Here is a 26,589-nt window from a genome sequence, read left to right as displayed (position 1 = left end):
CGAATTCGCTCGCCGTTTGTCCCGCCCCTGTGGGTGGAGTGTGTCAGAGTGGTGACAGGCTTCCTCGCGGGGGCCACTCCAGCGCGGATAAGGGCGTCCCATCGGGCGCGAGACACGCGGCGACAGCGGAACTCAGAGTTCCGCGTCGACCGATCCGGATGGTGCCGAGAAGACCCGCGGGACAGCGGCCTACGCGGCGAGGACGTGGCCTCCTCGTCCACGATGACGCACGTTGTCCGACGTGCGCCGTGGACGAGTCGAAAGGACTTCCCCTTGCCCATCGAGACCACTGGCGATCCCAGCGCCGAGGACGATCTGCATTGGCAGCGCGTTCTCACGGAGATCGTCGTCGCCCTGACCCCGCCACTGCGCGATCGCGCCTGTGAGGTCTTCGCGCCGGATCTTTTCCTCAGCCGTCGACGCCAACAGGCGGCGTTCGACGGCGAGGCCGAGATCCCTGCCGACTACTTGGCCGCGCGCCGGGTGTGTGTGCGTTGCCCGGCCTCGGCCGCGTGCGAGCAGTACGCACGGGTGAGCGGTGACCGGCAGACCTTCCTGGCCGGCATGACCGCGTCGCAGCGCCGTGGGACCTGGGGAAAGAGCTGGGAGATCACTGCCCGGCGAACCCTTGTCTCCGAGCTCGCGCGGCGCGGGGCGACCACCAGCACCATCGCGTGGTTGCTCGAGCGTGACGTCAGCCTCATCCGGCGCGATCTGCGCATGATGCGGGCCGGGAGCGTCGCCGAGGACCCGGCCGCCTGAGGATCGAGAAGCGCTCGTACCCGGCACCTTCGGTAGCCTGATGACCGTCGTGCACGATCAGGTCATCACCACGGTGGCGGCCGGACATCGATGTCCGGCCGCCACCGTGGACCACTGGATCAATCCGTCCCGTACTCGCCGTATCGGAGGCCGTTCGTGACCGACAAGATCGACATCACGCCTCACCCCCGGATCCTCGCGGTCCTGGGAGACATCGAGTTCGCACCCTGGCAGTGCCTCGGCGAACTCATCGACAACTCATTCGATGACTTCATCGCGGCCACGGCGTCCGGCGTCGCCGCCGCGAAGCCCACGGTCTCCGTGTCCCTGCCCGATGCTCGGAGCTCGCGCGAGTCGGCGGAGGTCACTGTCTCCGACAACGGCCGGGGCATGGACTTGGAGATGATGACGAGCGCCATCAAGGCGGGATGGTCCGGAAACACCCGCCATGGCAGCCTCGGCCTGTTCGGTATGGGCTACAACATCGCCACGGCCCGCTTGGGGCGGCGTACCACGATCCGGACCACCCGGGCAGGTGACGCCGACTGGATCGAGACATCGCTCGATCTCCAGGAACTCTCGCGGTCCACGGACTACGCGACGCCCTATAAGCGCATTCCCAAGGACGATCCGAGCGAGCACGGCACGATCGTGACGATCGGCAACCTCAAGGCCGATCAATTCGAGGCGATCCGGCGGCCGGCAACCCAGAGGCGTGTGGCCGAGCGTCTCGGCGAGGTCTATAGCCACCTACTGGGCGAACGCAGATTCGTGCTCTCGATCAATGGAGTCAAGGTCAAACCCAGGATCCCGTGCATTTGGAACGAGAGCCGGACGGTGACCAGATCGGGCGCCGACATCTCCGCCTACATCGAGATCAAGAAGAAGCTCACGGACAAGAAGGCTTGCCTGGACTGCGGGTTCTGGAACCACCTGGAAGCAGAGACGTGCGTGGAGTGCGGCGCGGATAACGACCGTCTACGAACGCGCGAGCGTTGGATCTGGGGGTGGCTCGGTATCCAACGCTATCTGCACCGGACGGACTACGGCATCGACTTCCTGCGAAACGGACGCAAGATCCTCGTGAAGGACAAGCGCGTCTTCTTCTGGCAGGACGAGGACGAGATGTCGGAACCTGAACGCGAGTACCCGATCGACGCCAAGACGGAGATGGGCAGGATCGTCGGGGAGATCCATTGTGACCACGTCGCCCCGAACTACACCAAGACCGCCTTCGAGTTCGACACTCCGGAGTGGAAACAGGTCATTCGTGTCGTGCGAGGCGACAGCCCACTGCGCCCCCTCATCGCCAAGCGCCTCGGCCTTGCCGAGAACCGGAGCCATCTTGCCCGCCTGTACTCCGGCTTTCGTCGACAGGATCCCGGCTTGAGCTATCTGGTTCATCCGCAGCACGAGAAGGCTCGTGAATGGGCTGAACTCTTCCGTGAGGGAGCGGCCGAGTACCAGTCCGACGAGCTCTGGTACCAGGCTGCTTACCAGTACGACAACCCGCCGGGGGAGCCGCCGTCCACCGACGCCGACGAGATTCTGCCGGGCATCGGAGTCGATCTCTTCAGCGACGCCCCCGTGCCGACGGACACGGGAGTGGCCACGGCCGCCCCGGTTCCGCCGTCGCCGGTCGAGGAGACCCTCGAACGTCGACTCCAGCGTTACCGCGATCACGCGGAGAAGGTCTCCGAGCTGGGCGGACGCTATGAGCATCCGGATCTCGGAATGCTCGACCTCACAGCCTGGGCTGTGAAGAACCAGGTCCTGGTCGACGGCAAGTCGCGCCCGGCTCCAGTCATCGTTCAGATGGTGAAGGCCCCGCGCGCCGAGGTCTTCGTCGACACCGGACACGCCCTCTTCCGCGAATTCGGTGCCGACATGCGGGACCTCGCCGTTGTGGAGGTCGCGGAGTTCATGCGCGTGCGCGCTGGTCGAACCGACATGCCATTGACCGAGATCGTCGCCGATCTCAAGGCACGTACAGGAGCGGCACGGCTGACCGCGAGGGACCTCGCGGACGAGGCGGAGCGTCTTCTGGAACTCCTGCGCGGGACAATGCACGCTCCGGTCGCGGATGATCCGGCGAGCCACTGGGAATCGGTCACCTCTTCAGAACGCGTCGCGGCCGAACGTAGGTTCGCGGTGGAGTCTGGAACTGGGAAATGGGTAAATGCTATCGAGTCCGGCGAATTCGTCCTGTTCGCTCCCGCATCGTCCATCGTCAGGATCATCGAACGTTCTCCCAGCACCTTTCTCGACGGCCGGGTGTTCAAGCAGTCGTACTCGCCGCTTTCCGATCAGGGTGCACGCGACCTCGTGGTCGACCGTCTTGTCGGCCTGATCGGCGATCTCGCGCTGTTGGAACACCATCGTCCCAAGCTCGGACTGGACGAACTCGCCAGGCTCCGAGTCAGCTGTCGCTTGGTTGCTCGTTACCTCGCGGATTCAGAATGACCGAAACAGCCCCTTTGGGCGGAGGCTTCCTCGCGCCGGCAGCGCTCAGGGACACTGGTCCACTCCAATTCCCCCGGCGAATCGAGCGTCTACTCCTGCACCTTGGGTTCTCGGACGTGGCGGTCGTGGACGGCCCCGGTGATCAAGGGGGTGATCTCGTCGGCCGATTCAAGGGCGAGGAATGGGTCCTGCAGTGCAAGTGGAAGCGGAGAGGCACGGTCGGTGCCGAAGCGGTGGACGAAGTGAACCGCGCCCGTGACGCATATGGTGCACACCATGCCGTTGTCGTGACCAACGGCCGATTCAGCGTGGAGGCGACGCGTCGCGTCGACGATCTCGCTCGCCTTGGACCCAAGATCCTCACATGGACTGGATCGGATCTGGTCGCCGCGCACGAACGCGTACCTGACCGTTTTGGCGCGATCACCGCGCGTTCCTACCAGGCGGAGGCCATCGCCGCCGTCAACAAGAGCCTGGACGAAACGGGCCGGGCCCTTCTGGTCCTGGCAACTGGTCTCGGGAAGACCGTCGCCGGCGGCGAGATCATCGCACGACACCTGCGCCAGTCGCCCAATGACAAGATCTTGGTCGTGGCGCACGCGAAGGATCTGGTTCTGCAGCTTGAACGAGCGCTTTGGCGTCATCTGTCGAAGAGTGTCACGACGCGGCTCCTCACTGGCGACACGCGACCCGATGATCTCAGCGGCGTCACATGCGCGACGGTGGGGTCTGCGCTGAACGCCGTCAAGGCGGGCTATCGGCCAGACCTGGTCATGGTCGACGAGGCACACCATCTCGGCGAGGACGGGCAATACGACGAGCTCTTGGCCGAGCTCCGCGACTCTCGTGTCCTCGGCGTCACCGCCACTCCATGGCGGGGAGACTCATACGACATCACGAGTCGTCTCGGCGAGCCCTCGTACTCACTCGGAATCGAGGAGGGTATGCGGCGGGGCTACCTGGCGCAGGTCGACTACCGACTCTTCGTCGACAACATCGATTGGGACACGGTCAGGGCCGTGAGCCGCAACGAATACGGGCTGGCCGAACTCAACGCGAAGCTCTTTCTGCCGCAGCGTGACGAGGCCATCCGTGACGAACTCGCCGCGGCTTGGGCGCAGACCTCCAGACCTCGTGCGATCGTCTTCTGCCGCACTATCGAGCACGCCGAACGTCTCGCTGATCTTCTCCGCCGCAACCCGCTCTGGTCCGACGCGCTAGCCATCCACGCCGGACTCGGGAAGCGAGATCGGCAGAATCGGCTGCTGGCGTTCAGGTCGGGCGCCACTCCGATCTTGACATCGGTCGATATCCTCAACGAAGGGGTCGACGTCCCCGATGTCAACATTCTGTGTTTCGCTCGAGTCACTCATTCGCGGCGGATCTTCGTACAACAGCTCGGACGGGGACTGCGTCTTCGCGATGGCAAAGCCCGAGTGATCGTCCTCGATTTCGTCAGCGACCTGCGCCGAGTGGCGGCGGCGCTCAACCTCAAACGAGCGTTGGAGGCCGATGGAGACATCGAGACACTCAATCGCGTCGCGCAGTCGCGGATCGACTTCAGCGATCAGCGTGTCGGCGCCCTCATGGATGAGTGGATCAAGGACGCCGCGAGCCTGGAGACGGCGTACGACGAGCACCGCCTCCAGTTCCCCGCCGCCTTAGCCGCACAGGAGTAGACACGTGGCACCCCGGATTCCTGACAACGTCCGAGACGAGATCATCACGTCTCTCTACCGTCAAGCGGCGGATATCGACTGGCATCTTCTGTCCCAGGGAGACAAGGCCAGGTGGTACACCACGTGGGTGGACGCCCCGGAGATCGGTGGTCGTCTGAAGCAGTTCCTTGACCCGGCGAAAGTCAGGGTTTGGATAAAAGATGTGCCGATGAAGGAGTTCGCACGTGCGGAGGAAGGCGTCGGCCCGTACGCGCGCTATGTGACTCAGCGGTTCGATGGAGCCGAGGAGATCGTCAAGCGGACCCTTGGTAAGAGCTGGACCGTGGTTCCGGGAACCGCGGGGATCAAGCCCCAACATTGTCTGGTCATCGACACTGAGGCCGGGGCCGAGGATACAACCCGCTACATGTGCTGGGGCAACCAGAAGTCGTTCAGCACGCTTGTCTGGGCGGCCCTGCAGCGCGCGATCGCTATGCGGAACAAGCCGCTGACCGTCGTGGTGACTCGCGACAGCGAGACGGTCTCCTCCGTCGACCAGTTGGACTTCGAGAAGATCGGCACCCGGTGTGGCATCGAGGTCAGGTACCTCCGTCGTGAGGTCAAGGAGGTCTGAGCGGTCAGGATCGCATCGGTTATTCCAGACGACGCGGGTACGAAACAAGATGGCCATAGCGGGAGTCCGCCGCGGGCAAGACGTCGCTTGAAATGTGACGTGGTGTCGACCCGCACGCTCAGGTCGACACCACGTTCACCCTCGGTTCTGGCGAGACGACCCGCACGAGGTCCGCGATCCTTTGGGCGGCCTCGCTCGGGTCCTCGTGCTCCCAGACCCTGACGACGCGCCACCCGGCTTCGGCCATGATCCGATCGGTGTCGGCGTCCCTCTGCTGGTTGGCGTGGATCTTCTGGGACCAGAACTCGCCGTTCTGCCGTGCTGGCCGGTAGTGGTCCGGGCATCCGTGCCAGTAACAGCCATCGATGAAGATGGCGACCCGTGCTTTGGTGAACACGACGTCGGCGGTCCGCCTGACCGTCGGAACCGGCCGCTTCCCGACGTTGTAGCGCAGCCCTAGCGCGTGCAGCTGTGATCGCAGCCGCTTCTCGGGTTTGGTGTCCTTGCTCCTATTGCCGCGCATCGTGGCTCGTGTGTCCACGGTGCTGGCCCATGAGCCCCGAGCGTCTTCTCGATCATCGGGGAGGGCCACACCTCGTTCTCGTGCGCGAGTCCATGCGAATCGCAGGTTCTCAAGGCGCGTTGCTTCTCCGACCTCGCCGAGGTACTTCTCCTTGGTGTCGCCTCGATCGGACCACCTCAGGTACGCCCGGATGCGTCGTGTCTTGGGGAAAACACGCAGCGCCACGGACCCTAGCGCGATCCGCCCGTCGTCGAGCGGGACAACGCGTCTATCATGTCCGCCGGCGGCTTCATCCTGCTCACGGGCCGGCGAGACTCCGCGCCCGCGGCGCCATGCCTCCGGCGGTGGGTTCGAATTGTTCCAGTTCCCAGTCACGCCGCCCGGCTCGATTCGTCCTCGGACCCGGCTGATTCCGCGACCGAGCGCAGAACATCGGAAACCGCTTCGGCGAATCGCTGACCGAGCAGGACGGGAACGGCGTTGCCGAGCTGTCTCATCTGCTCGCCGCGCGGATCGACCGGCTTCCAGTCGTCGGGGAACGTCATGACGCGCGCTGTCTCCCGGACGGTCATGTAGCGGTGCGTGCCGTCGTCGAGCATCATCACCGACTCGCCACCAGGCACGCCGTGAACGCCGGCCTTTACGGTCTTCGCCGGGCGGTCAAGAAGGTTGGGCGTGTGACCGGTGTAGACGCGCGCGCCGGGCCAGCCGATGTGATTCGTGGCCGGTGACTCAGGGTGCTCCTCATAGTCGATCAGTCCGGTTTGTGGCAGTGGAGGAAGGGCTGGGAACGCGTCCGGATTGCCCATGACGGCGTCCCTCAGCGTGCGCCAGGGCTTGAAGCGGAGCTCATCGTCGTCCGGACTGACGACCGGCGTGCGAGCGATGACTTGCTTGCGCACGGCCGCGGGAACTTTCTTGTGACGCCTCCAATAGGCGCTTCTCGGATCGCGCAGCTCGTTGTTCAGCGAGGCTTCCGAATGCGTCTTGCGGGGACGGAACTTCTCCCACACCTCAGTGTCGACGCCGAGGTCCAGACGGAACCCGACGATGATCACACGATTGCGGACTTGTGGAACTCCGAAGTCGGCCGCGTTGACGGGTGTCACGAACACGACGTACCGCTGCGCGGCTTCGTCGGTGCCGTCAGGCTCCACCGCCTTCGCCGCGATGATCTGCTCGTTGTGATCTTCCCAGGACGTGTCACCTCGCTCCACGAACGGCATACTCAGCTCGTTGACGATGTACTGGAAGTACGGCGCGAAGGAGGGGCGTAGCAGGCCACGAACATTCTCGCAGATGAACGCTCTCGGCCTCGTCTCCCGGACGGCCCTGAAGAACTGCGGGAACATGTTGCGCTCGTCCTCGTGGCCCTTGTGGTCACCGCCAAGGCTGAACGGCTGGCATGGCGGACCACCGGCCAGGACGTCGACCTTGCCGTTGAGGTAGGTGAAGTCGACATCTTGAACCGGGCCCTCGATCAACGGCCAAGGGTCGTCGAAACCCTGGGGAACGTGACCGGTTCCCAACCACTTGGTGGCTTGGTTGGCCCGCAAGGTCTCGCATGCGCGCTTGGCGAACTCGTTCAGCAACAGGTGGCGGAATCCAGCCTCGTGAAGCGCCATCGCCAGGCCACCGCCACCCGCGAACAGTTCGACGCTGGTACCGACCTCGCGATGGTCTTCACGCTGCTCAATCATGCCGAAAGCATACCGCGGAGTTGATGATCAAGGAATCGTTTTGGCCAAATCGTGACAACATGTCGGTACGGTTTAGCGTGTCGGAACGCGTTGTACGCCACGAACGCCAATCCTGGATGCCGGTACTGACAGGTTCCGCTAGGGTGACCAGCAGTCGAACCGAGCCGATGACACGGGTGAAGCCAATGCCGGGGAGCCGCGACTCCACCTATCACAGTGCCGAGTTCCGCCTGAACATCATCAAGGCGATGGCCGATCAGCTCTATGACCTGATCACTCAGCTGACTCCAGCTCCGTTGACGATGGCGAACATCAACGTGCTCGATGAGAAGCCCGGTATTTACCAGCTGTACCGCGGAGAAGAGATCGTGTACGTCGGCAAGGCCGACAAGTCACTCCCCGAGCGTCTTGGCAAACATGTAGTGAAGCTCTCCGGCCGTACTGTCGGGCCAGACCACGCCAAGCTCGTCGACGAGATGCACTTCACGTGCCTGTACGTTCTCGAGGATCTGTCCGCCGTGGCCCCGGAACGCCTCATGATCAAGCGGTTCCAGGCCAAGGGCGAGGCGGCGTGGAACGCGAACGGTTTCGGGAGGAATGATCCCGGCAAAGAGCGAGACACGAGTGCCGTCAAGGCAGGGCACTTCGATGCTCTGTTCCCGATCAACCTCGACGTCGGTGTGAAGGTGGCGCCGGGGAGGACGCTGAGCGAGGGCTTCTTGGCAGAGCTCAAGCTGAGGCTGCCGTACAACCTCCGTTATGACGGGTCGTTCAAGAGCAAGGCCGGCGTGGCGCTGACCGAGATCGTCGCTGGTGACGCCTCGACGACTGCGCGTGAGGCGTTCATGCGGGTGATTCAAAGCCTTCCGGTCGGCTGGCAACTCACCGCGCTTCCGGGCTATGCGATCCTGTACCCGTCCGGCAAGACCTACCCAAGCGCACTCGCGTGGTGGACGAAGGTCGAGGGAGTGGTCCACGAGACGGTGGGGACGCCGGAATTCGACACGAAGGGCTCGGTCGAGGACGAGGCGACGGGCGATGACGAGGGCTTGTCGGAGTTCTCGGCGGACTAGACGTGTCGGCTGTCGGCATGTGCGCCATTCGCGTCGACTCTCGTCCAGCGTGGCTCCGTATCCTGATACTGGTCCCCCGACGGCATCTCGATGACCGCGGCGGTGATACGCACTTCGTGTTGATCGGCGACGGCGAAGGACGCCCAGTGGGCTGGCGAGGTGCGCCTATCGGCCAAGCGTTCCAACTCTTCGTGCTGGACCCCTTCAGAAGAACCACGGAGGGACTTGAACAGCGCCGAGCCGGCCCGCTCGCGGTGGCTAGCGGTTTTGTCGCCACAAGGCCACTGACCACCTCGAGTCGGTGAGATTGCCCTGTCCGGCCAGAGCTCAGAGTTCTACGAGGATCTCACCCTGCCCACGGCCCACCGTTTGGACATGAAAGACGACCACTGTGCTGCGCCGTACAGATGGTCACTATCGACGTATCCCGTGAGCCACCGCCGCCTCGGCGTCCCCGCCGGAAGCGGATCGGAAGCGGATCGGAAGCGCCGGGGGGTGTTGGGGGAAGTGGTCGGGGTGCTCTCGTAGACGCGGGGGGACGGCCGTGGCGTTTGGCGTGCCGGGGGCGGTCCGCGACCTTGCTGAAGGTGCGGGGTCGTGGGCCGTCGGGGGCGGCTGGGCGGGCTGGGCGAGCTCCCTCCCTGTTCTCGTTGGCGACGGCATCGGAGTGTGAAGTGGACGAGCGACCATTGGTTGCGGAGTTGGCTCGGCAGGGGGCTTCTGGTCCGCCGGCGGCGGCGTCGGGGCTGCCGCCTGGAACGTATCGGCCTACGGGGTTATGGCTTCGGCCCGGGGCTGCGCAGGTGATCGCGTTTGTGATCGTTGTGCTGCCTTTGGTGGCGATCGTGTTGATCGCCGGGGCTGTTCAGTCCGGGGATTCGAGCCCGGACAGTTCGCGGGGGTTCTCGGAGGCGGTGCTGTGGCTATGAGCGTGCAGCCTTGGCCGCCTGCTTCGGCTCCGGCGCCGGCTCCGCCGCCGGTTGTGGGGTGTGGGCCGATGTCCGCGGCTACGCGGTTGATGAGTGCGGGGGCGCATCTTGATCGGGAGTATCGGAAGTCGGTGATCCGGGAGTTGGTGCAGGCCCGCTTTCGGATGGTGCCGCCGGCCTATGGGTACGACACGGTCGCGGTGCTGGCGCATGCGTTGGCTGCGCGGCGGCTGCGGCGGCAGCAGGTGTGGGGCAGTCTTATCGGCGCCGGGGTCGGTTATGTCTTGATCGCTGATGGGGTGTTCACCAGGCCTGTCGGCATTCTGCTGATCTCGTGGTGTGCGTGGTCGCTGGCCTATCTGCGGCGGATTGCCACGTTGCAGACGCTGATCATGGAGCTCAAGCCGCGTAATGGCGGGGGCCGGGCTGTGAATGGTGCCTATCCGCACACGCCTGGGCTGAAGGCCGAGCTGGTGGACAAGATCGCGCGGCAGCAGGTGTCGCATACGGGTCTGGTCCGGTACGGGGGGTTCGATCCGTTCGTCGGGGCGGGACTGCTGACCGACAGTTGGTCGACGGCCGAGTTGGTGAAGCCGGCGGGTCCGGACGCGTTGGTGGACGTGGTCGCGGGGCGGACCTCGGAGCAGAACGGTGCGGGGCCCGATCAGCGGGAGGTCCGCGCGGTCGTCCCGTTCGATGTGCGGGAGCTCACCGGGTTCGTCGAGCACCGGATGCGCAGTGTGCTGCGGGATCACGCGGCGTCGGACCAGAGGATCAATACCCTGATTGTGGAGCGGCGCCGGTATCAGCGGGCGATCACGGTGGGGCGGGTCCGGCGGCGCCGGTTCCGCAAGGCTGTGCGCGTCGCGGAGGAGCTTCCGGACACCGGCAGGGGGATGTTCGGCGACACGCATTGGGAGGAGGACGCCGACGCCGCCCGGGAGTACCTGTGCGTCCGGGTCGGCTCCTGGGACCAGGAACTGGTCACGACCTGCTTCACCGGCTTCGACCTGCGGGGCGACACGCTGCACATCGAGTTCCACAGCTACGTGCTGCCGCCCATCCGCAAGAGCTTCCACCTGGTCGAGTACCTGCCCGACACGCTCGGGCCGCGGGTGCTCGTCAAGGTGGCGTGGGACATGATCGTGTACGCGCCGAGCGACGTTGTGCGGTTCAGCTACCGGCAGCTCAAGCGCGCGGTGCGCGCCGTGTTCCGGGGCAAGCAGGCCGAGGCCGAGGCCGTCGCCGAGGCCGACCTCGACCGCGTTCCCGACACCAGCGAGCTGCGCCTGGGCCGCTATGCGCTGCTGAGCGTCGACCAGGGCGCTCGCACCAGCATCCGGGAGCTGGCGAAAGAGGATCGCTATCACCTCTTCTTCCAGTACTCGGACAAGGTCAAGTACACGCAGATCATCCAGCAGCAGCTGTTGGAGAGCATCGAGCTGTTCCTGATGGAGCACAACGTCGACCTGTCGGACCACCGGGCCGCCCGGAGCAACGTCCTGCAAGGCGACGTCTACAACAACCACGGCAACGCCGGGAACATGGGGCCGGGCGGCCAGATCCGGGAGTTCCACAGCGGTGGCGGCGGGCAGCCGGCCGACAACCGCAGTCCGCAGCCGCAGGGAGGATGACGGTGAGCGGGGACAACTACACCAGCTCCGGGGTCGTCGGGAACATGGGGCCGGGCGGCAAGATCGGGACGATGAACGTCGGCGCGCCCGGTGCCACGACCGACCCGGCCCCGAGCGCGCCCGACCCGGCCCCGAGCGCCGCCGACCAAGCCCCGAGCGTCACCGACCAGGCGCCGGGCCCCACCGACCAAGTGCCCTCCGACGCCGAGCGGGATCTGGCCCGGAGCGTGTTCGTGGTCCACGGCCGCGACGAGCAGGTCCGGTCGCTCATGTTCGACTTCCTGCGGCGCCTGGATCTGCGGCCGCTGGAATGGGAGGAGCTCGTGGCCGCCACGCGGCAGGTCTCGCCCTACCTCGGAAACGTGGTCGGGCTGGCGCCGAGCCAGGCGCGGGCCGCGGTCGTGCTGCTCACGCCCGACGACGTCGTGACGCTGCATCCGGACCTGCACGAGGTCGAGGAGCCGCCGTTCGAGACCGAGCTGATCGGCCAGGCCCGCCCCAACGTGCTGATCGAGCTCGGGCTGGCGCTGGCGGCGTACCCGGACCGGACGCTGATCATCGAGGTGGGGCGGCTGCGTCCGATCGCCGATATCGAGGGGCGCAACGTGGTCCGCTTCGACGGCTCGGCCGAGGCGCTCGGGAAGATCGTGGAACGGCTCACGACGGCCGGCTGCGCGGTGAACGACCGCGGTGGCGACTGGCGGAAGCCGTGGCCCCGGCTCGCCGCGCAGGATCGCAAGCCCTGAGCGGATGGTCGCGACTCCGGATGCCCGGGCGGCTTGCGCACTCAAGCCCTCGGGCATCCGGGCATCCAGGCATCCGGATCCAGGTCCGGGCGTCCAGGTCCGAGCACCCAGGCGCCCAGGCATCAGCCAGCCGTGAACCCAGCCCCTCACCGCCCCAAGCTGACCAGAAAAGCCTCCACCGCGCCCATGTCGATCCGCCGGAAGGCCTCGGGCCGCATCACGACGCACAGCTCGCGGCAGACCCGCCGCCGGCGCGAGTGCGCCACGAACGACAGCAGGACCAGCCGCAGCAGGCTCTCGTCGTCGAGTCCGAGCCGGGCCAGGCCCGCGCCGACCAGCGGCATGGCCACCCGCTCCTGCTGGGCGTGCCGGAACACCGCGTCCCACAGCCGCGCCAGGCTGTACCAGAGCTCGTCCACGCCGCCGGCGGCCACGTAGTCGAGCGCCAGCCGGCTGTACGCCACCGCGAAGACCAGGCGCGGCCGGCTGCCGAGCACGGCGACCGTGCCGATCGGGTAGCGGCTCAGCTTCCCGCGCGGCTTCACGGCCCGGTTCAGCCGGACGACCGGAGCGGTCCCGTGCAGTGCCGTGCCCAGCTCCGCGTCCAGGTGACGCCGGTCGCCGGCGTAGCGCCGGTCCAGCAGCTGGCCCTGCGTGCTGTCGGCGTTCACCAGCACCCCGTCCTCGACGTCGGTGTCGAAGGTGTCGCAGAACCCGATGACGATGTGGCCCGGCTCGGCGAACAGGTCGCCGCCCTTGACGACGACCGCCGTCGGCGGGTTCCCGAACTCGTGCCGCACCAGCCGCTGCGGGCGGGCCCGGAACGCGCCCCAGGCCGCGCAACAGCCGAGCGCCGCCGTCGTGACCGCGCCCCGGTCGGCGATGGCCTCCGGGTAGAGCTGGCCGACGAACTGCACGAGCGCGGACACGACGCCGAACGCCAGGAGCGCGTTGCCGATGAACGCCCGCGCGGTCGGCGAGGTCCGGGCCCGGCGCCGCGCCGGAAAACGCCAGTGCCGAACCATCTCAGTTCCCTCCCATACCGAACCCCGGTTGGTACCCTTCGTGCCGGGGAGCAGACGGGGAACAGCCGGATCGGGACGAACCGCTGGGGGAATCCGCGTGCCGCACATCCGCGTCAACGTGCTCAAACCGCTGGCCCTGGAGGTCGACGGCGAGGAGAAGGCGTTGACCCCGCTCACCATCAGACTGCTGATCCGGCTGGTCGCCGCGGGCGGCGAGCCGGTGCCGGTGGTGCGCCTGCGCCGCGATGTCTGGGACATCCCGCCGGGCTACCGCCACGACTCGGTCCGCGACCGCAACGAGGTCCAGAAACGGGTCTGCGAGCTGCGCAAGGTCATCGATCCGGGCCGGCAGGGGGAGGGCGAGCGGATCCTGCGGACCGAGCGCATCCCCACCGCCCGCGGCAACGAGTCCGCCTACCGGCTGGTGCTGACCCCCGAGCAGCTGGACAGCGCCGAGTTCGCGGGCCTGGTCAACGAGGCCCTGCGGGCCGCGCCGGTGGCCGCCGTCCGGCTCCTGGAGCGGGCGCTCGGGATGTACCAGGGCCAGCCGATGTCCGAGGCCGCCGGCGAGGAGTACGCCGCCGTCCCGATCCGCCGCCTCACCCGGCTGCGCGACACCGCCCGCCAGGAACTCGTCCGGATCCACCTGGAGCTCGGCGCCTACCGGCGGGCCCTGCCGCTGCTCGAAGACCTCGCCGCGGAGCAGCCCGAGGACGCCGCGATCGCGGAGCTGCTCGCGACCGTGCGCGCCCGGCTGCGCCGGGGCCTGAGCGGCGTGATCGTCCACCGCGGGCTGCCGAGCCTGCACACCGCGGTCAGCGTCGTCGTCGGCGACCTGTTCGAGCAGGACGGCGCGAACCTGGTGGTCGGCTTCTCCGACACCTTCGACGTCGCGACCGACCGGGACGTGGTGATCAGCCGCGAGAGCGTGCAGGGCCAGCTCGTGGCCCGGGTCTTCGGCGGCGATGCCCGGACCCTGGACCGGGAGCTGAAGCGCGCCCTGCGCACCGTGGAGCCGCTGTCGGTGGAGAGCGTGCACGACAAACGGGTGGGCAAGCGGGTCCGCTACCCGATCGGCACGGTGGCCGTGGTGCCGGCCGAGGGCCGGCGGGTCTTCGCGACGGCGTACTCCGAGCTGGGCAACGACCTGGTCGCCCGCGCGACCGAGGACGGCCTGCGGCTGAGCCTGGACCGTCTGTGGGCCGCCGCCGCCCGCCACGGCCTGGACAAGCCGCTGGCGATGCCGCTGGTCGGATCCGGGCTGGCCCGGATCGTCGAGGCCGAGCGCGAGGACTTGATCCTGCTGATCGCGCGCTCGTACGTGCGGGCCGGCCGGGCGCACCGGCCCCGGGTGGCGCCGGAACTGCGCATCGTCCTGCGCGCCGGTGATCTGGAGCGGACCGATCTCGCCGCGCTGGAGGCGTACCTGTCGCAGGTCGGGGAGTGAACACACAGGTTCATGGCATCCCGGCCGGCGCTTCCGGCGACAGCTTCGCGGCGCTTCCGGAGCGCTTCCGATGCCTCGATCGGATGACGGCGGCCCGGTATCGGTTCGGCCGGGCGGTCCAGCCATCAAATAATTGATGTGAGCACGGATCCGGGGTGCGGCGGGGGAGCCGAGGGGCTGTGGTGGGAGGTGCTTTTCCACCAGGCCTGGCTGCCGATGGCCCGGGTGGATCCGGCGGGGCGGATCGTGGAGGGGAACGCCGCCCTGGGCCGGCTGGCCGGACGGGGGATCGCGGAGCTGCGGGGCCTGCGGGTGCGGGAGCTGGTGGCCCCGGGCGGCAGTGCCGGCTTCGGGAAGCAGTGGCGGGACGTGGTCGACGGCCGCCGGAGTCGTGGGCGCGGGCGGGTCCTGGTGGTGCGGGGCGACGGACGGCTGCTGCTGGCGGAGGCGGTGGCGTGGCCGGTACGCGGCGCGGCGGGTCGCGTGATCGAGGTCGTGTGTTCGCTCAATCCGGTGAACGCCTTGGACGGGATGAGCGCGGGGGCGCGGGAAACCGGGGATCCGCTGACGCTGCCGGTGGGACTGCGGCTCTCGCAGCCGGAAGCCCGGATGCTGGAGGGACTTGCTGAGGGATTGGGCAATGCCGCGTTGGGTGCTCGGCTGTATCTGAGCAAGGCAGGGGTCGACTACTACCTGGATCGCTTGCGGAAGAAGTTCCGAGTCCGAGGCCGGTGTGCGCTGGTCGCGCGGGCGTATGCGCTGGGCGTGTTGATGGTCGCGGTGTGGCCGCCCCGGGTGGATTCCGCTTATGTCGAAAGGCCTTAGGGCGGCTCCTGACGAGGGTCGTCGTGGCCCAGGCGGCGCCGCAGCGAACCCAGATGCGGCTTCAGGCGGCGCATCAAGTCACGGCTGAGATGGTCGCCCGAGTCGTCGTCGATCAGCGTTCTGATTTCAGTCGCGAGACGCGGGGGCAGATCGCGATCGAGCCAGTCGTGGACCGCCCGCCGAGCAGCCAGGCGCTGGAAGACCACAGCGGGATCGTCGTCGGCCGGGGTCGCGGTCTCGGGGAGGGCGTCGGGCGCGGTGGGTGCCACGACCATGCCGAAGAGGACGGCCGGGGTCGGGCCGTGGGGGCTCAGGGCGTCGGCCAGCCCGCGGCGCTCGCCGGGTGTGGGCGTGCGCCCGAGGCGGTGGCACAGATCCTCCTCGGCGGCGAGCAGCGCACGGCGGGCGACCCGCTGGCCCCGGCTGAGCGGATCCTCGGCGCGGGCCGCGCTGGACCAGGCGTTGTGCAGCCGGCTTTGCAGGTATGCCGGCCAGCTGCGGTAACGGTCCCAGTCGACGCGGCGCGTGGCTTGGAAAACCTCCAGCAGGACTTCGCCCCGCAACGCGTCGCGGTCGGCACCGGGCGGCAGCCGGCACGCCAGCTGCTCGGCCGTGTGAAGGGCCCACGGCCACAGCTGCGTGAACAACTCCTCGCCCAGGCGCGCGGCGGGTTCACCGGTCCGCGCGCGGTCGGCCAGGGGGCGCAGCCCGGTCTCCGGCCAGTCCGGGGCGAAGGGGTTCACCTGTGCAGGATCACATCGCGCGAGGCGGTCCTGGAGGGGCGATTAGTGAGTATTCGCCTGGTTTGAAGCGGACATCCCGCGATCTCGCACGGCCGCCGCCTACTGGACGGATGTAAGCGGACGAACACCAGCTGAGTCGTCCGACGGCAGAGCGATAACGTTGTAAAGGATTTTCCATCATGCCCGGTATTTGGGACGACGACCAGATCACCAACATCATCGTCTACGACATCACCGACCGCTCCGACCTCGTGCAGCTCGCCAGCGGCCCGAGCGGCTTCACCGACGGCCACGTCGTGGCCTGCCGGCTGCCCAACGGCTACTCCAATGTCCAGGTCGGCGGCGGCCAGCGCGGCGGCTACCTGCTGATGTTCCAGGCGACCCTGAACGGCCAGCGGGTCACCGAGGCCTGGCTGGCGAACTGCACCTGGCAGGCGGACTACCAGGAGGGCACCTTCGAGTTCGTCCTGGACAGCCCGTTCGTCACCGGCTACCTGGGCTAGCTGGACGCCGAGCGGCGCCCCCTCGGACGGGTCGCGGCCCCGTGTCCCGGCCCGTCCGCGGGGAGCGTCCTCACACCAGATCCCGCGGCACCGACGTCGTCCAGCTCTTGGTGAACACCTCTTCCCCGTTCTCGTAAGCCACGAGCCGGTCGACGACCAGGAACTCGGTCTTGGTGCACGTCATCCGGGAGAAGGTGCGGACCTCCGTCTGCCAGTCGCCGCGGCTGATGGCGTCGGTGCGCTCGCACTCCACCGCGGCCGCCTCCGGATCGCCCTCGGTCAGGTGGAAGCGGTTGAGCTCGGTCTCGGTGCGGGTCAGGCCGTCGGTGCGGTCGACGGTGGTCCCGTCGGAGAACGTCATCGTCACGACCTGGGTGCGGGTCACGGGGTCCCAGGTGACGACCCGGGTCGCCGGGACGTCGGTCACGTCGAACGGGCTCGGCGGGTCCGCGCGCGGCGGGTCGGTCGGCGCGCCGTCGCGAGCCGGGTCTGCGGGCCGCACTGGGAGCCGGAGCAGGCCGCCCTCGGGGTGGAGGGTGACCGCGACCGGCTCGGGGGAGGGCCACAGCCAGGGCCAGTAGGAGGCCGAGACGGTCAGCCGGACGCGGTTGCCGGCGCCGAAGGCGTGGCCGGTGGCGAACAGCGGGACGGTCACGCGGTACGCGGTGCCGGGCGCCAGCGGCTCCGGGTGCTCGTGGCCGTCCCGGTGGGCCAGGTTCAGCGCGCCGGTGGTGACCAGGCGGGAGGCGCCGTCGGGGGTCACCTCGCACAGCCGCAGCGCCAGCTGGGCGCACGGCCGGTCGGCGGAGACCAGCAGCTCGGCCGCGGCCGGCCCGAGGATCTCCAGCCGCTCCGGCAGCGGCCCGGAGGTGAAGGTGTGCGACCGGCCGTCGTCCGCGCCCTGGTCCCCCGGGCGGCCGGCCAGGTCCCCGAACTGCAGGACGTTGCCCGCCGCCGAGCCGATCGCCAGCGGCGAGCGCAGGACCGCCTCGCTCCCGGTCGCGGTCAGCGCGCCGGTGGTCGGTTCGTGGAGGTGCAGATGCCGGCCGATCAACCGAAAATCGTGCCGCTCCGCGTTCTCCGGCGGCCAGGTCGGTTCGACGACCCAGCGCCCGGGTCGCTCCTCGGCGTCCGAGCCGAACGGCACCGGATCGGGCATCCAGGCCCGGAGCGCGGGCAGTTCTTCATCCTGGTCCGCGTTTTTCCGGAGAAATCGGTCAAACCATTTCAAACATTCGCCGATGAAATCCATCGCGGGCCCGGGGGCCGCCTGGTGCGGATATGTATGTGCCCAGGGGCCGATCAGCCCGTGCACCGGGGTGCCCAGCGGGGTCAGTTCGTCCAGCAGCCGGAACACCGCCCCGCGGTAGGGGTCGGCCCAGCCGCCGACCGCCAGCACCGCGGCCTTGATGCCCGACGGATCCTCGATCACCGAGCCGTGCCGCCAGTAGGCGTCCCGCCGCTGATGGGCCAGCCACGTGGCGATATAGGTCGGGGTGAGCTCCATCCGGCGGAACCATTCCTCGCGCCATTTCGGCCCGACCACGTCCGGGTCCGGCGGCCGCGCGTTGTAGCAGAGCATGGTCGAGGCCCAGGGCAGCGCCTCGGAGGCGACCAGCGAGCCGCCGAGGTAGTGCACGTCGTCGGCGTACCGGTCGTCGGTGGAGCAGACGGTGACAATGCATTTCAGCTGCGGCGGGGACAGCGCCGCGACCTGGAGGCCGTTGAAGCCGCCCCAGGATTTCCCGATCATCGCCACGCTCCCGTCGCACCAGGGCTGCGCGGCCAGCCACTGGAGGATCTGCAGCGCGTCGTCCTGCTCGGTCGGGTGGTACTCGTCGAGCATGATGCCCTCGGAGTCGCCGCTGCCCCGGTTGTCGACCCGGATCGCCGCGTAGCCGGCCGCCGCGAACGCCGCGTGCAGGGTCAGGTCGCGGGCGGCCGTGCCGTCGTTCTTCCGGTACGGGATGTACTCCATCACGACCGGTTGCGGCTCGGCGGCGTCGGCCGGCAGCCATACCCGCGCCGACAGCCGCACGCCGTCGCGCATCGGGATCCAGACATTGCGCAGGACACGGACCGGGTGGCTCATGCGTTCCAAAGTTCCACTCGGAAAGCCCACCGGCCTGCGTGCCTCACCCATTCAGGGTCCTCTTTCTGTGACATTCGGTGTATGACGGACACCAAGGAAGAGGCACAGAAACCGCAGGGGGGCGGTGGGGACGGCGCGGACGGCCAGGACGCCGGCGGCGGCGGACACAAGCGGCAGTTCCCGAGCGCGATGACCGTGCTGGCGATCGTCACCGTCCTGGTGTGGATCGCCGCGTTCTTCATCCCCAGCGGGGAGTACGAGAAGAACGCCGACGGCAACCCGGTGCAGGGGACCTACCACCGCACGCCGTCCCCGCTCACGTTCTGGGGCCGGCTGTCGAACCTGCTGATGTCCCCGGTCAACGGGCTCTACGGGATCCAGGACGCCAAGACCGGCGAGGTGTCCACGCACAACGACGGCTCGCTCTACGGCAGCGTCGGCGTGTTCTTCTTCGTGCTGGCCATCGGCGCCTTCATCACCGTGGTGTTCGCCACCGGGGCCCTGGACACCGGCATCGGCCGGCTGGCGCACAACCTGCGCGAGCGCGGGGCGCTGCTGATCATCGCGATCATGGCGGTGTTCTCGCTGCTCGGCTCGGTCGAGGGCTGGTCGGAGGAGACGCTGGGCTTCTACGGCCTGATCGTGCCGCTGGCCCTGGCCCTGGGCTTCGACCGGATGGTCGCGGTGGCGGCGATCCTGCTCAGCTCCGGCATCGGGGTGCTGTGCTCCACCGTGAACCCGTTCGCGATCGGGGTGGCCTCCTCGGCGGCCGGCATCTCGATCGGCGACGGCATCGTGCTGCGCGCGGTGATGTTGGTGGTGCTGACCGCTTTCACCATCTTCTACGTGCTGCGTTACGCCGGCCGGGTGCGCACCGACCCGGCCCGCTCGGTGGTCGGCTTCCTGCCCGGGGACCGGGAGGTGGCCAAGCAGTCCGCCGACCAGGAGCCGCCGCCGCTCACCGGTGTGCAGAAGGCGGCCCTGATCGTCACCGGCCTGACCTTCGCCCTGATGATCTTCTCGGTCATCCCCTGGGCCTCGGTGATCACCGGCGACGCCGACGCCGCCGCGTACGGCTGGCAGCTGGACTGGTCCTTCCCCGAGCTGGCCGCGCTGTTCCTGCTGGCCAGCGTGGTGATCGGGGTCGTCGACCGGATGAGCGAGGCCAAGCTCACCGGGACCATCATCTCCGGGGCCGGGGACTTCATCTCCCCGGCGCTGGTGGTGGCGCTGGCCCGCGGGATCACGGTGATCATGAACAATGCGAAGGTCACCGACACCGTGCTGCACGCCCTGGAGGGCGCGGTGAACGGCACCACCTCGGCGGTGTTCTCGATCATGGTGTTCCTGGTGAACCTGCCGCTGGCGTTCCTGATCCCGTCCACCTCCGGGCACGCCACCCTGGTGATGCCGATCATGGCGCCGCTGGCGGCGTTCGCGAACGTGCCCAAGTCGCTGGTGGTCACCGCCTGGTGCGTCTCCAACGGCTTCATGAACCTGTTCGTCCCGACCAGCGCCGTCATCATGGGCGGTCTGACCCTGGCCAAGGTCGGCTACGACAAGTACTTCAAGTTCATCCTGCCGTACCTGGCGGTGGTGTTCGTGGCGATCTGCGGCTTCCTCGCGCTCGGCGCGGCCTTCGGCTAGCGGATCCGGCGGTATATCCACTCTGTCCTTATATATAGGGCCTTCGTTCTGGCGGCGAAGGCCCTATGAATTTCCGGGCCGGGATTCGCCGGAACTGCGAGTCCTCCCGCGATCACCGTAAATGTCCTCACCCCAATGGGGGAACCGGCGTTGCTCGGGTAGCGTACGGTCCATGCTCGATCTCTGGCATGGCACTGACGGGGCGGACCGCTTCGATCTGGCCGCGCTGCCCTGGTGGCGTGTCTGCCGGGTGGACGCCGTCGCTCCCGGTGAGGGGCCGGTCCAGGCCTTCCTCGACGACCTGTGCAAAGCGTTCGCCGACCAGGGCCACGAAGTGGGCCGGCCGGCGTCGGTGACCGGCGTGGGCCGGCGCGTCGAGCTGGACGTGCTGCTGGTCCACATCCCGGTGCCGCCCGGCCCCGGCACGCTCCTGGACCGGGTCGAGGAGCAGTACCCGCCGCTCATGGTCAGCCTGCGCCGCACCGGCGACGTGCGCGGCGGCGTGCGCAACCTGGTCGGGGTGTTCGAGGTCGACGAGCCGCTGGCCGGGGCCAAGCACCTGGAGGTGGTGCAGCTGGCCCGGGTGCTGATGGCTCGCGTCGGCGCCCCCAAGACCCTGTTCCTGTACTCCGATCCGGAGACCGGCCGGATCGCCGAGGCCACGCTGTGCACCATGGAGGGCGGTCATCCCTCGATCAGCACCGACGTGGTCCGTGACATACGGGACCGGCTGGTCGCCGTGGCCTGCGCCACCGAGGTCAACGACCGCCTGGACCAGGTGCCGGCCGCGGTCGAGCCGGCCGCCTTCGACGCCGCGCGCTCGCCGCGGGTGCTGGCCGACGCCGGCCGCCGCATGGGCCGGCTCGGCCTGCTGCCGCCGCCGCACCGGGTCACCGACTACGTCTCGGTCGGCATGGCCGCCGCCTACCAGCGCTACCTCGGCATCAAGGGGTTCAGCGAGGGCATGATGTTCGTCTACGACCCCGACCTGCAGGCGCTGGTGGTCACCGCGTCCGGCAGCTTCGAGGTCGACAAGCGGGACCTCAAGCCCGAGGACGTGGTCGTGGTCGACCACCGGCTCGACGCCGGGCGGCTGCGCGTGCTGTCGGTGGGCGGGGCCGGGATGAAGGGCCCGTCGGTGGAGGCATGGGAGGTCTGCTCCCTGATGGCGGCCGCGCCGAGGATCCGGGTCAGCAAGGACGCCAAGGGAATATGGCGCCCCGACCCGAACGGCACCGTGGAGGTCCCGGCCGTGCGCGGCGGACTGCACGCGCACGTCGGCGTCGACGAGGCCGACGAGACCCTCATCGAGAGCATCGCGCCGGACCGCGCCGCCTTTCCCTACGGCTTCGGCTGCGGTACCGACCTGATGGTGGACGTGGCCGCCGCGACCGTGCGGCGCTCGCAGGCGATCAACGACGCCGAGGACGGCCGGTCCTATGTCCGGTGGCCGATGCTGTACCACGGCGAGATGGCGCTGGAGCTGTGGACGCCGGAGGTTCCCGATGAGCCGCTGACCGGCCTGCTCGACCTCTTCGACCCGGCCGGGCGCGCGGCGATCGCGTTCCGGACCGACAACGTGGACCAGCCGGTGTGATGACGAAGCAGACCTACAGCAGAGCCCTGGTGACCGGCGCCTCGTCCGGTTTCGGTGAAGAGTTCGCGCGGCAGCTCTCCGCGCGCGGCACGGCGCTGGTACTGGTGGCCCGGCGCGGGGACCGGCTGGAGAAGCTGGCCGCCGAACTGGGCACCGAGGTCGAGGTGCTGCCCGCCGACCTGACCGATCCGGCCGGGCTGGCCGTGGTCGAGGCCCGGCTGACCGACCCGGCCAAGCCGATCGACCTGCTGGTGAACAACGCGGGCGTCGGCACCTCCGGCTCGTTCCTGAAGCTGTCCGCGCAGAGCGAGGTCGACAAGGTCGCGCTGAACGTCACGGCCTTGATGCGGCTGACGCACGCCGTGCTGCCGCGCATGGTCCAGGCCGGGCACGGCGGGATCCTCAACGTCTCCTCGATCGCCGCGACGACCCCGGTGCCGTGGGCCTCCACCTACGGCGCCACCAAGGCGTTCGTCATGGCGTTCAGCGAGAACCTGAACCGCGAGGTGCGCCGCACCGGCGTGCACGTCACGGGCCTGCTGCCGGGGCCGTCGGCGACGCCGCTCACCGACGAGGGCTTCGACAACCGGCTGCCGCGGATCTTCTGGCAGTCGCCGGAGGCGATCGTGGCGCGCGGGCTGGCGGCGGTCGCGGCGGGCAAGCCGGTGTGCATCACCAGCCGGATGCTGGCGTTCGCGACCGTGACCGGCGGCCGGATGCCGCGCTCGTTCCAGTACCTGATCGGGGACCGGCTGATCGGCCGGGGCCAGTGAGCCGCTCGGCCCGGGCCGGGAGGCCCTGGAACTGAGGAACCGCCGCGGCCGCTGACCCGGTCGCGGCGGCGGGTCCGGGGCACCGCGCGCTACGGCTGCCAGGTCACTCCGAACAGCGCGTAGACCTGGTCGACCAGGGCGCGGCTCTGGCGGCCGTCGAAGTCCTGCGGGTGCTGCCCGGCGGCGAAGGGCGTGAGGTGGATCCGGCCGCAGCCGGCCGGGTTCACGTCGAGCTTGCCGTAGCCGACCAGCAGGATGGTGACCCGCGTTCCGGTGTCCATCGGGCAGCTGTGCAGGCCGGTGGTCGGCACCGGCAGGGCGTTGATCAGGCCGACGACCTTCCCGACCAGCGTCGGATCGGTGCTGCGCAGGGTTCGGGTCTCGGCCTCGGGCAGCGGCCGGGCCGACCGGGCGGGTTGCGCGGGCAGTTTGGATTGGTCGGGCAGCTTGGACTGGTTGGGCAGCTTGGCTTGATCGGGCTGGTCGGACTGGTCGGACTGGTCGGACTGGTCGGACTGGTCGGACTGGTCCGACCGGGCCAGGTCGACCGTGCCGACCTCGACCGCGGTCACGGCCTTGGCCGGCACCAGCGAGTCCGGGCTGCGGACAGGGGTCCAGTCCACCGCGGCGTCCAGGCGGATCACGGTGCGCCCCTGGGCGTCGGACGCCGTGGTGACGGTCAGCGAACCCGGCGACGGCGCCGGACAGGTGAAGATCAGGAAGTCGGGCCCGACCGACGCGCTCCCCCGCCCGGTCAGCTCGGCGCCGCTCGGCGGATGGGCGGCGACCCAGCTCAGGGCCTCGGCCGGGGTCGTGGCGGCGGAGTACCAGCCGACGGCGCGGGCCTGGGTCCCGTCCATCTCCTGGACCGGTGGCCCGGCCAGGTCGGCGGGGACCGGATCGGGGCGTTCGGCTGTCCGCCGGGAGCCCGGCGGCGCCTGGAACGTGGTGAGGATGCGGTCCGCCGCGGCCTGCGCCGCAGCCTGGTTCGAGCTGCTGGTGCTGCCGTCGGCGCCGGGCTTGGTGCCGGCATCGTTGTGCGCCGTGGCGGCGTGCGCGCCGAACCCCGCCGCCACCACCATCACCATCGCGGCCAGCGCGATGCCGATCCAGCCGCGCGCCGCCCGTCGTGCCGTCCTGAGCGAGCTCATGAAAAGTTCGACGGGGCCCGGAACCTTTCGGTTCCGGGCCCCGTCGAGATCCTTCAGCCGTCCGTGGCCGACGGAGTTATTGCTGGCCGCCGATCAGGCCGCCCAGGAAGCCGCCGGGGCCGCCGTCCTGGCCGCCGGGGCCGGTGTTGGGCGGCGGGTTGTTCTGGATCGGCGCCGGGATGTCGCCGGACAGCTCGGGCACGGAGAACTGCTGCGGCGTGGTGCCGGCCAGCGCGCCGTTGACCGCCTGGCCCCAGATCGGCGCGGCCAGGCAGCCGCCGCAGACCTTGTCGTAGGTGGTGCCGTGGATCTTGACGTTGACCAGGCCCTTGTCGTTCGGCTTGGGCGAGACGATGCCGACCCAGACCGCGGCGGCCAGGTTCGGGGTGTAGCCGTCGAACCAGGTCATCAGGCGGCTGTCGTTGGTTCCGGTCTTGCCGGCCGCCGGGCCCTTGAAGTAGGTCCCCACCTTCGTCGCGGTGCCGTGCGTGACCACGCCCTGGAGCATCCCGGTGAGCTGGTCGGTGAGCGAGGGGTCGATGGTCTGGTGGCAGTCGGGGGTGGCCACCGGGTACTGCTTGCCGGAGGTGTCGGTGATCGCGCTGATCGCGGTCGGCTTGCAGTACATGCCGTGCGCGGCGATGGTGGCGTAGGCGTTGGCCATCGCGATCGGCGTCACCTGGTTGGTGCCCAGGGTGAACGAGCCGATCTGCTGCAGCCGCTTGCCGGCGCCGTTGTCGCTGTCGATGGTCAGGCCGGCCGCGGCGGCCAGCCGGGCCGGCTCGCACAGCCCGGTCTGCTCCTGGAGCTTGATGAAGTAGTTGTTCACCGAGTTCCACAGGGCGCTGGTCATGGTCTGCGGACCGGCCTCCTGCGAGGTCTCGTCGGTGGGCTGCCACTTCGGGTCCTGGGTGACGCCCGACGGGTCGTCGCAGACCGTGAACTTGGTCTGCCGCTCGTCGATCTTGTAGTCCAGGTTCTGCACGTACTCCGGGGTCAGGCCCTTCTCCAGGCCGGCCATCGCCACGAACGACTTGAAGGTGGACCCGGCCTGGTAGCCGTTGCCGCCGCCGTGGGTGGGGTCGGCGGCCAGGTTCAGGTAGGTCTGGCCCTCGCCGGTGCCCATGTCCCGGCTCTGCGCCATAGCCTTGATCCGGCCGGTGCCCGGCTCGATCATCGCGATCGCGGCGCCCGGGATGTCGGTGGCCCCCACGTTGTTCTTGATCGCGGTCTCGGCCGCCTTCTCCGTCTTCGGGTCCATGGTGGTCCGGATGGTCAGGCCGCCGCGGTTGAAGAAGGTGGCGCGGTCGGCCTTGGTCTTGCCGTAGATCGGGTTGTTCAGGATCTCCTGCTCGATGTACTCGCAGAAGAAGGCCGAGCTGCCGGGCGCGTAGATGCAGCCGGAGTGCTGCGCCTGGAGGTTCAGCGCCAGCGGCGTCTTCTTGAGCTCCTCGGCCTGCTGCGGGGTGATGTAGTGCACGGCCGGGTCGGCCATCCGGTCCAGCACCGTGTTGCGCCGGTCGGTGGCGGCCTGCGGGTGCTTGGCCGGGTCGTAGGCGACCGGGTTCTTCAGCATCCCGATCAGGGTCGCGGCCTGCGGCACGGTGAGCTGCGCGGCGTGCACGCCGAACCAGCGGTCGGCGGCGGCCTCGATGCCCGAGACGTTCTCGGCGAACGGCACCAGGTTCAGGTAGCGCTCCAGGATCTCGTCCTTGGAGAACTTCTTCTCCACCGCGATCGCGTACTTCAGCTCTCGGATCTTGCGGGCCAGCGAGTTGCCGGTGGCGTCGGCGTACTTGGCCTTGTCGGCCCCGGCCTGGAGCACCAGAACGTTCTTCACATACTGCTGGGAGATCGAGGAACCGCCCTGGTTGGCGCCGGACAGGTCGGCGAAGAAGGCGCGGAAGGTGCCCTTGAGGTCGATGCCGCCGTGCTCGAAGAACCGGGAGTCCTCGGTGGCCACCAGCGCCTGCCAGACGTTGGGGCTGATGGCGTTGAAGGGCACGATCACCCGGTTGCCGAAGTCGCCCCAGACGGTGGCCATCACCGAGCCGTCGGCGGCCAGGATCTGCGAGCGCTGGGGCAGGTCCGGGGTCTTCAGGTCGTCGGGGATGTCCTCGAAGTGGTCCGAGGCGCTCTTGGCGGCCAGGCCCGCGGTGCCCACGAAGGGCAGGGCCATCCCGGCCACCAGCACGCCGGCCAGGGCACTGATCATCAGCAGGCCGAACAGCGCGCGCAGGGGACCGCTGCCGCGGAAGGGCCGGGGCGGGTGCGAAGCCATGGGGGACAGACTACGACCTGTCGCTGTGGACGGGCGGTCGGGTGGCGAACCGGGGCGCGGCCGGGTGCGCCGCGGCGCGGTTCGCCGGGCGGTCGGGGCCTGGTTCGGCCTGGTTCGGCAGTGATTCGGCGGCGATTCGGCCGTGATCGGGGCGTGGCCGGAGTGCGGTCCGGGCGCGGTCCGGGACCAGTACGGGACCGGACTCGGGACAGGGGTCCGGGAGGGGGTCCTGGAGAGGGCTCGGGCGGGCGCCGGGCAGGGGCTCGTACTAGCGCCGCATGTCTGGGCGATCTAGTCACAAAGGACCATAGGAATTGAGTACATCGGGGACTGTTGCGTCCTCGGGATCTTCCGTATTGTGCTGATTGGCTGCCGAGATCGTT

Annotated in this window: 20 protein-coding genes; 13 read left to right on the top strand and 7 right to left on the bottom strand. The window is 68.7% G+C overall.

Annotated elements, in window-relative coordinates:
• The first annotated feature begins 273 nt into the window (after positions 1-273).
• The 4 genes from ABD481_RS13615 (at position 274) to ABD481_RS13600 (ending at position 5,517) form a co-directional block, all read left to right on the top strand.
• Positions 274-762: a WhiB family transcriptional regulator gene (locus ABD481_RS13615; protein ID WP_344665985.1), complete on the top strand. Its 489-nt coding sequence runs from the start codon at positions 274-276 to the stop codon at positions 760-762.
• Between the two features lie 156 nt (positions 763-918).
• Complete coding sequence (locus ABD481_RS13610) at positions 919-3,225, top strand: ATP-binding protein (RefSeq protein ID WP_344665984.1); 2,307 nt, start codon at positions 919-921, stop codon at positions 3,223-3,225.
• On the top strand, positions 3,222-4,904 hold the full coding sequence (locus ABD481_RS13605; protein WP_344665983.1) for a DEAD/DEAH box helicase family protein: 1,683 nt from the start codon (positions 3,222-3,224) through the stop codon (positions 4,902-4,904). Before ABD481_RS13610 ends, ABD481_RS13605 begins: the two co-directional genes overlap by 4 nt.
• A gap of 4 nt (positions 4,905-4,908) precedes the next feature.
• Entirely contained in the window at positions 4,909-5,517 is a 609-nt protein-coding gene (locus ABD481_RS13600) for a hypothetical protein (RefSeq protein WP_344665982.1), read from the top strand.
• Between the two features lie 118 nt (positions 5,518-5,635).
• Here the strand turns inward: ABD481_RS13600 and ABD481_RS13595 are convergent, their stop codons facing one another.
• Entirely contained in the window at positions 5,636-6,058 is a 423-nt protein-coding gene (locus tag ABD481_RS13595; RefSeq protein WP_344665981.1) for a very short patch repair endonuclease, read from the bottom strand.
• Positions 6,059-6,411: 353 nt separating this feature from the next.
• A complete protein-coding gene (locus ABD481_RS13590) occupies positions 6,412-7,740 on the bottom strand; it encodes a DNA cytosine methyltransferase (protein ID WP_344665980.1) in 1,329 nt (442 codons plus the stop codon).
• A gap of 23 nt (positions 7,741-7,763) precedes the next feature.
• On the opposite strand from ABD481_RS13590, the gene ABD481_RS13585 reads away from it, so the two are divergent.
• The 3 genes from ABD481_RS13585 to ABD481_RS13575 all read left to right on the top strand — a co-directional run bounded on the left by ABD481_RS13585 (position 7,764) and on the right by ABD481_RS13575 (position 12,122).
• Entirely contained in the window at positions 7,764-8,813 is a 1,050-nt protein-coding gene (locus tag ABD481_RS13585) for a GIY-YIG nuclease family protein (protein ID WP_344665979.1), read from the top strand.
• 997 nt (positions 8,814-9,810) lie between these two features.
• A complete protein-coding gene (locus ABD481_RS13580) occupies positions 9,811-11,376 on the top strand; it encodes a hypothetical protein (RefSeq protein ID WP_344665978.1) in 1,566 nt (521 codons plus the stop codon).
• Between the two features lie 2 nt (positions 11,377-11,378).
• Positions 11,379-12,122 (top strand): TIR domain-containing protein, encoded by a 744-nt coding sequence (locus ABD481_RS13575; protein WP_344665977.1) that lies wholly within the window; start codon positions 11,379-11,381, stop codon positions 12,120-12,122.
• 146 nt (positions 12,123-12,268) lie between these two features.
• On the opposite strand, the gene ABD481_RS13570 is transcribed toward ABD481_RS13575, so the two are convergent.
• Complete coding sequence (locus ABD481_RS13570; protein WP_344665976.1) at positions 12,269-13,147, bottom strand: macro domain-containing protein; 879 nt, start codon at positions 13,145-13,147, stop codon at positions 12,269-12,271.
• A 97-nt stretch (positions 13,148-13,244) separates the two neighbouring features.
• Between ABD481_RS13570 and ABD481_RS13565 the strand changes: the two genes are divergently transcribed.
• Both ABD481_RS13565 and ABD481_RS13560 read left to right on the top strand, forming a co-directional pair.
• Positions 13,245-14,594 carry an AfsR/SARP family transcriptional regulator gene (locus ABD481_RS13565; RefSeq protein ID WP_344665975.1) on the top strand — a complete coding sequence of 450 codons (1,350 nt, stop codon included), beginning with the start codon at positions 13,245-13,247 and terminating at the stop codon, positions 14,592-14,594.
• Between the two features lie 138 nt (positions 14,595-14,732).
• Positions 14,733-15,419: a PAS domain-containing protein gene (locus ABD481_RS13560; RefSeq protein ID WP_344665974.1), complete on the top strand. Its 687-nt coding sequence runs from the start codon at positions 14,733-14,735 to the stop codon at positions 15,417-15,419.
• Here the strand turns inward: ABD481_RS13560 and ABD481_RS13555 are convergent.
• Entirely contained in the window at positions 15,416-16,162 is a 747-nt protein-coding gene (locus tag ABD481_RS13555; protein ID WP_344665973.1) for a hypothetical protein, read from the bottom strand. The two genes, ABD481_RS13560 and ABD481_RS13555, sit on opposite strands and share 4 nt — an antisense overlap.
• A gap of 179 nt (positions 16,163-16,341) precedes the next feature.
• On the opposite strand from ABD481_RS13555, the gene ABD481_RS13550 reads away from it, so the two are divergent.
• Positions 16,342-16,665: a hypothetical protein gene (locus ABD481_RS13550; RefSeq protein ID WP_344665972.1), complete on the top strand. Its 324-nt coding sequence runs from the start codon at positions 16,342-16,344 to the stop codon at positions 16,663-16,665.
• A gap of 70 nt (positions 16,666-16,735) precedes the next feature.
• Here the strand turns inward: ABD481_RS13550 and ABD481_RS13545 are convergent, their stop codons facing one another.
• Positions 16,736-18,757, bottom strand: coding sequence for a CocE/NonD family hydrolase (locus ABD481_RS13545; RefSeq protein WP_344665971.1), 2,022 nt, complete (start codon positions 18,755-18,757; stop codon positions 16,736-16,738).
• Positions 18,758-18,946: 189 nt separating this feature from the next.
• Here ABD481_RS13545 and ABD481_RS13540 point away from each other — a divergent pair, with 189 nt between their 5' ends.
• The 3 genes from ABD481_RS13540 (at position 18,947) to ABD481_RS13530 (ending at position 22,774) form a co-directional block, all read left to right on the top strand.
• Complete coding sequence (locus ABD481_RS13540; protein ID WP_344666064.1) at positions 18,947-20,404, top strand: YfcC family protein; 1,458 nt, start codon at positions 18,947-18,949, stop codon at positions 20,402-20,404.
• Positions 20,405-20,576: 172 nt separating this feature from the next.
• Positions 20,577-22,001, top strand: a complete 1,425-nt coding sequence (locus ABD481_RS13535) for a hypothetical protein (RefSeq protein WP_344665970.1) — start codon at positions 20,577-20,579, stop codon at positions 21,999-22,001.
• Entirely contained in the window at positions 22,001-22,774 is a 774-nt protein-coding gene (locus ABD481_RS13530; protein WP_344665969.1) for an SDR family NAD(P)-dependent oxidoreductase, read from the top strand. Before ABD481_RS13535 ends, ABD481_RS13530 begins: the two co-directional genes overlap by 1 nt.
• 89 nt (positions 22,775-22,863) lie before the next feature.
• Here the strand turns inward: ABD481_RS13530 and ABD481_RS13525 are convergent, their stop codons facing one another.
• Both ABD481_RS13525 and ABD481_RS13520 read right to left on the bottom strand, forming a co-directional pair.
• Positions 22,864-23,925, bottom strand: a complete 1,062-nt coding sequence (locus ABD481_RS13525; RefSeq protein WP_344665968.1) for a hypothetical protein — start codon at positions 23,923-23,925, stop codon at positions 22,864-22,866.
• A 76-nt stretch (positions 23,926-24,001) separates the two neighbouring features.
• Complete coding sequence (locus ABD481_RS13520; RefSeq protein ID WP_344665967.1) at positions 24,002-26,206, bottom strand: transglycosylase domain-containing protein; 2,205 nt, start codon at positions 26,204-26,206, stop codon at positions 24,002-24,004.
• Positions 26,207-26,589: the final 383 nt, after the last annotated feature.

Source organism: Catenulispora yoronensis (assembly GCF_039531695.1).
GTDB classification, from domain to species: Bacteria; Actinomycetota; Actinomycetes; order Streptomycetales; family Catenulisporaceae; genus Catenulispora; species Catenulispora yoronensis.
The sequence above is the reverse complement of the archived record's forward strand: the minus strand, read 5'-3'. Positions and strand labels throughout refer to the sequence as shown.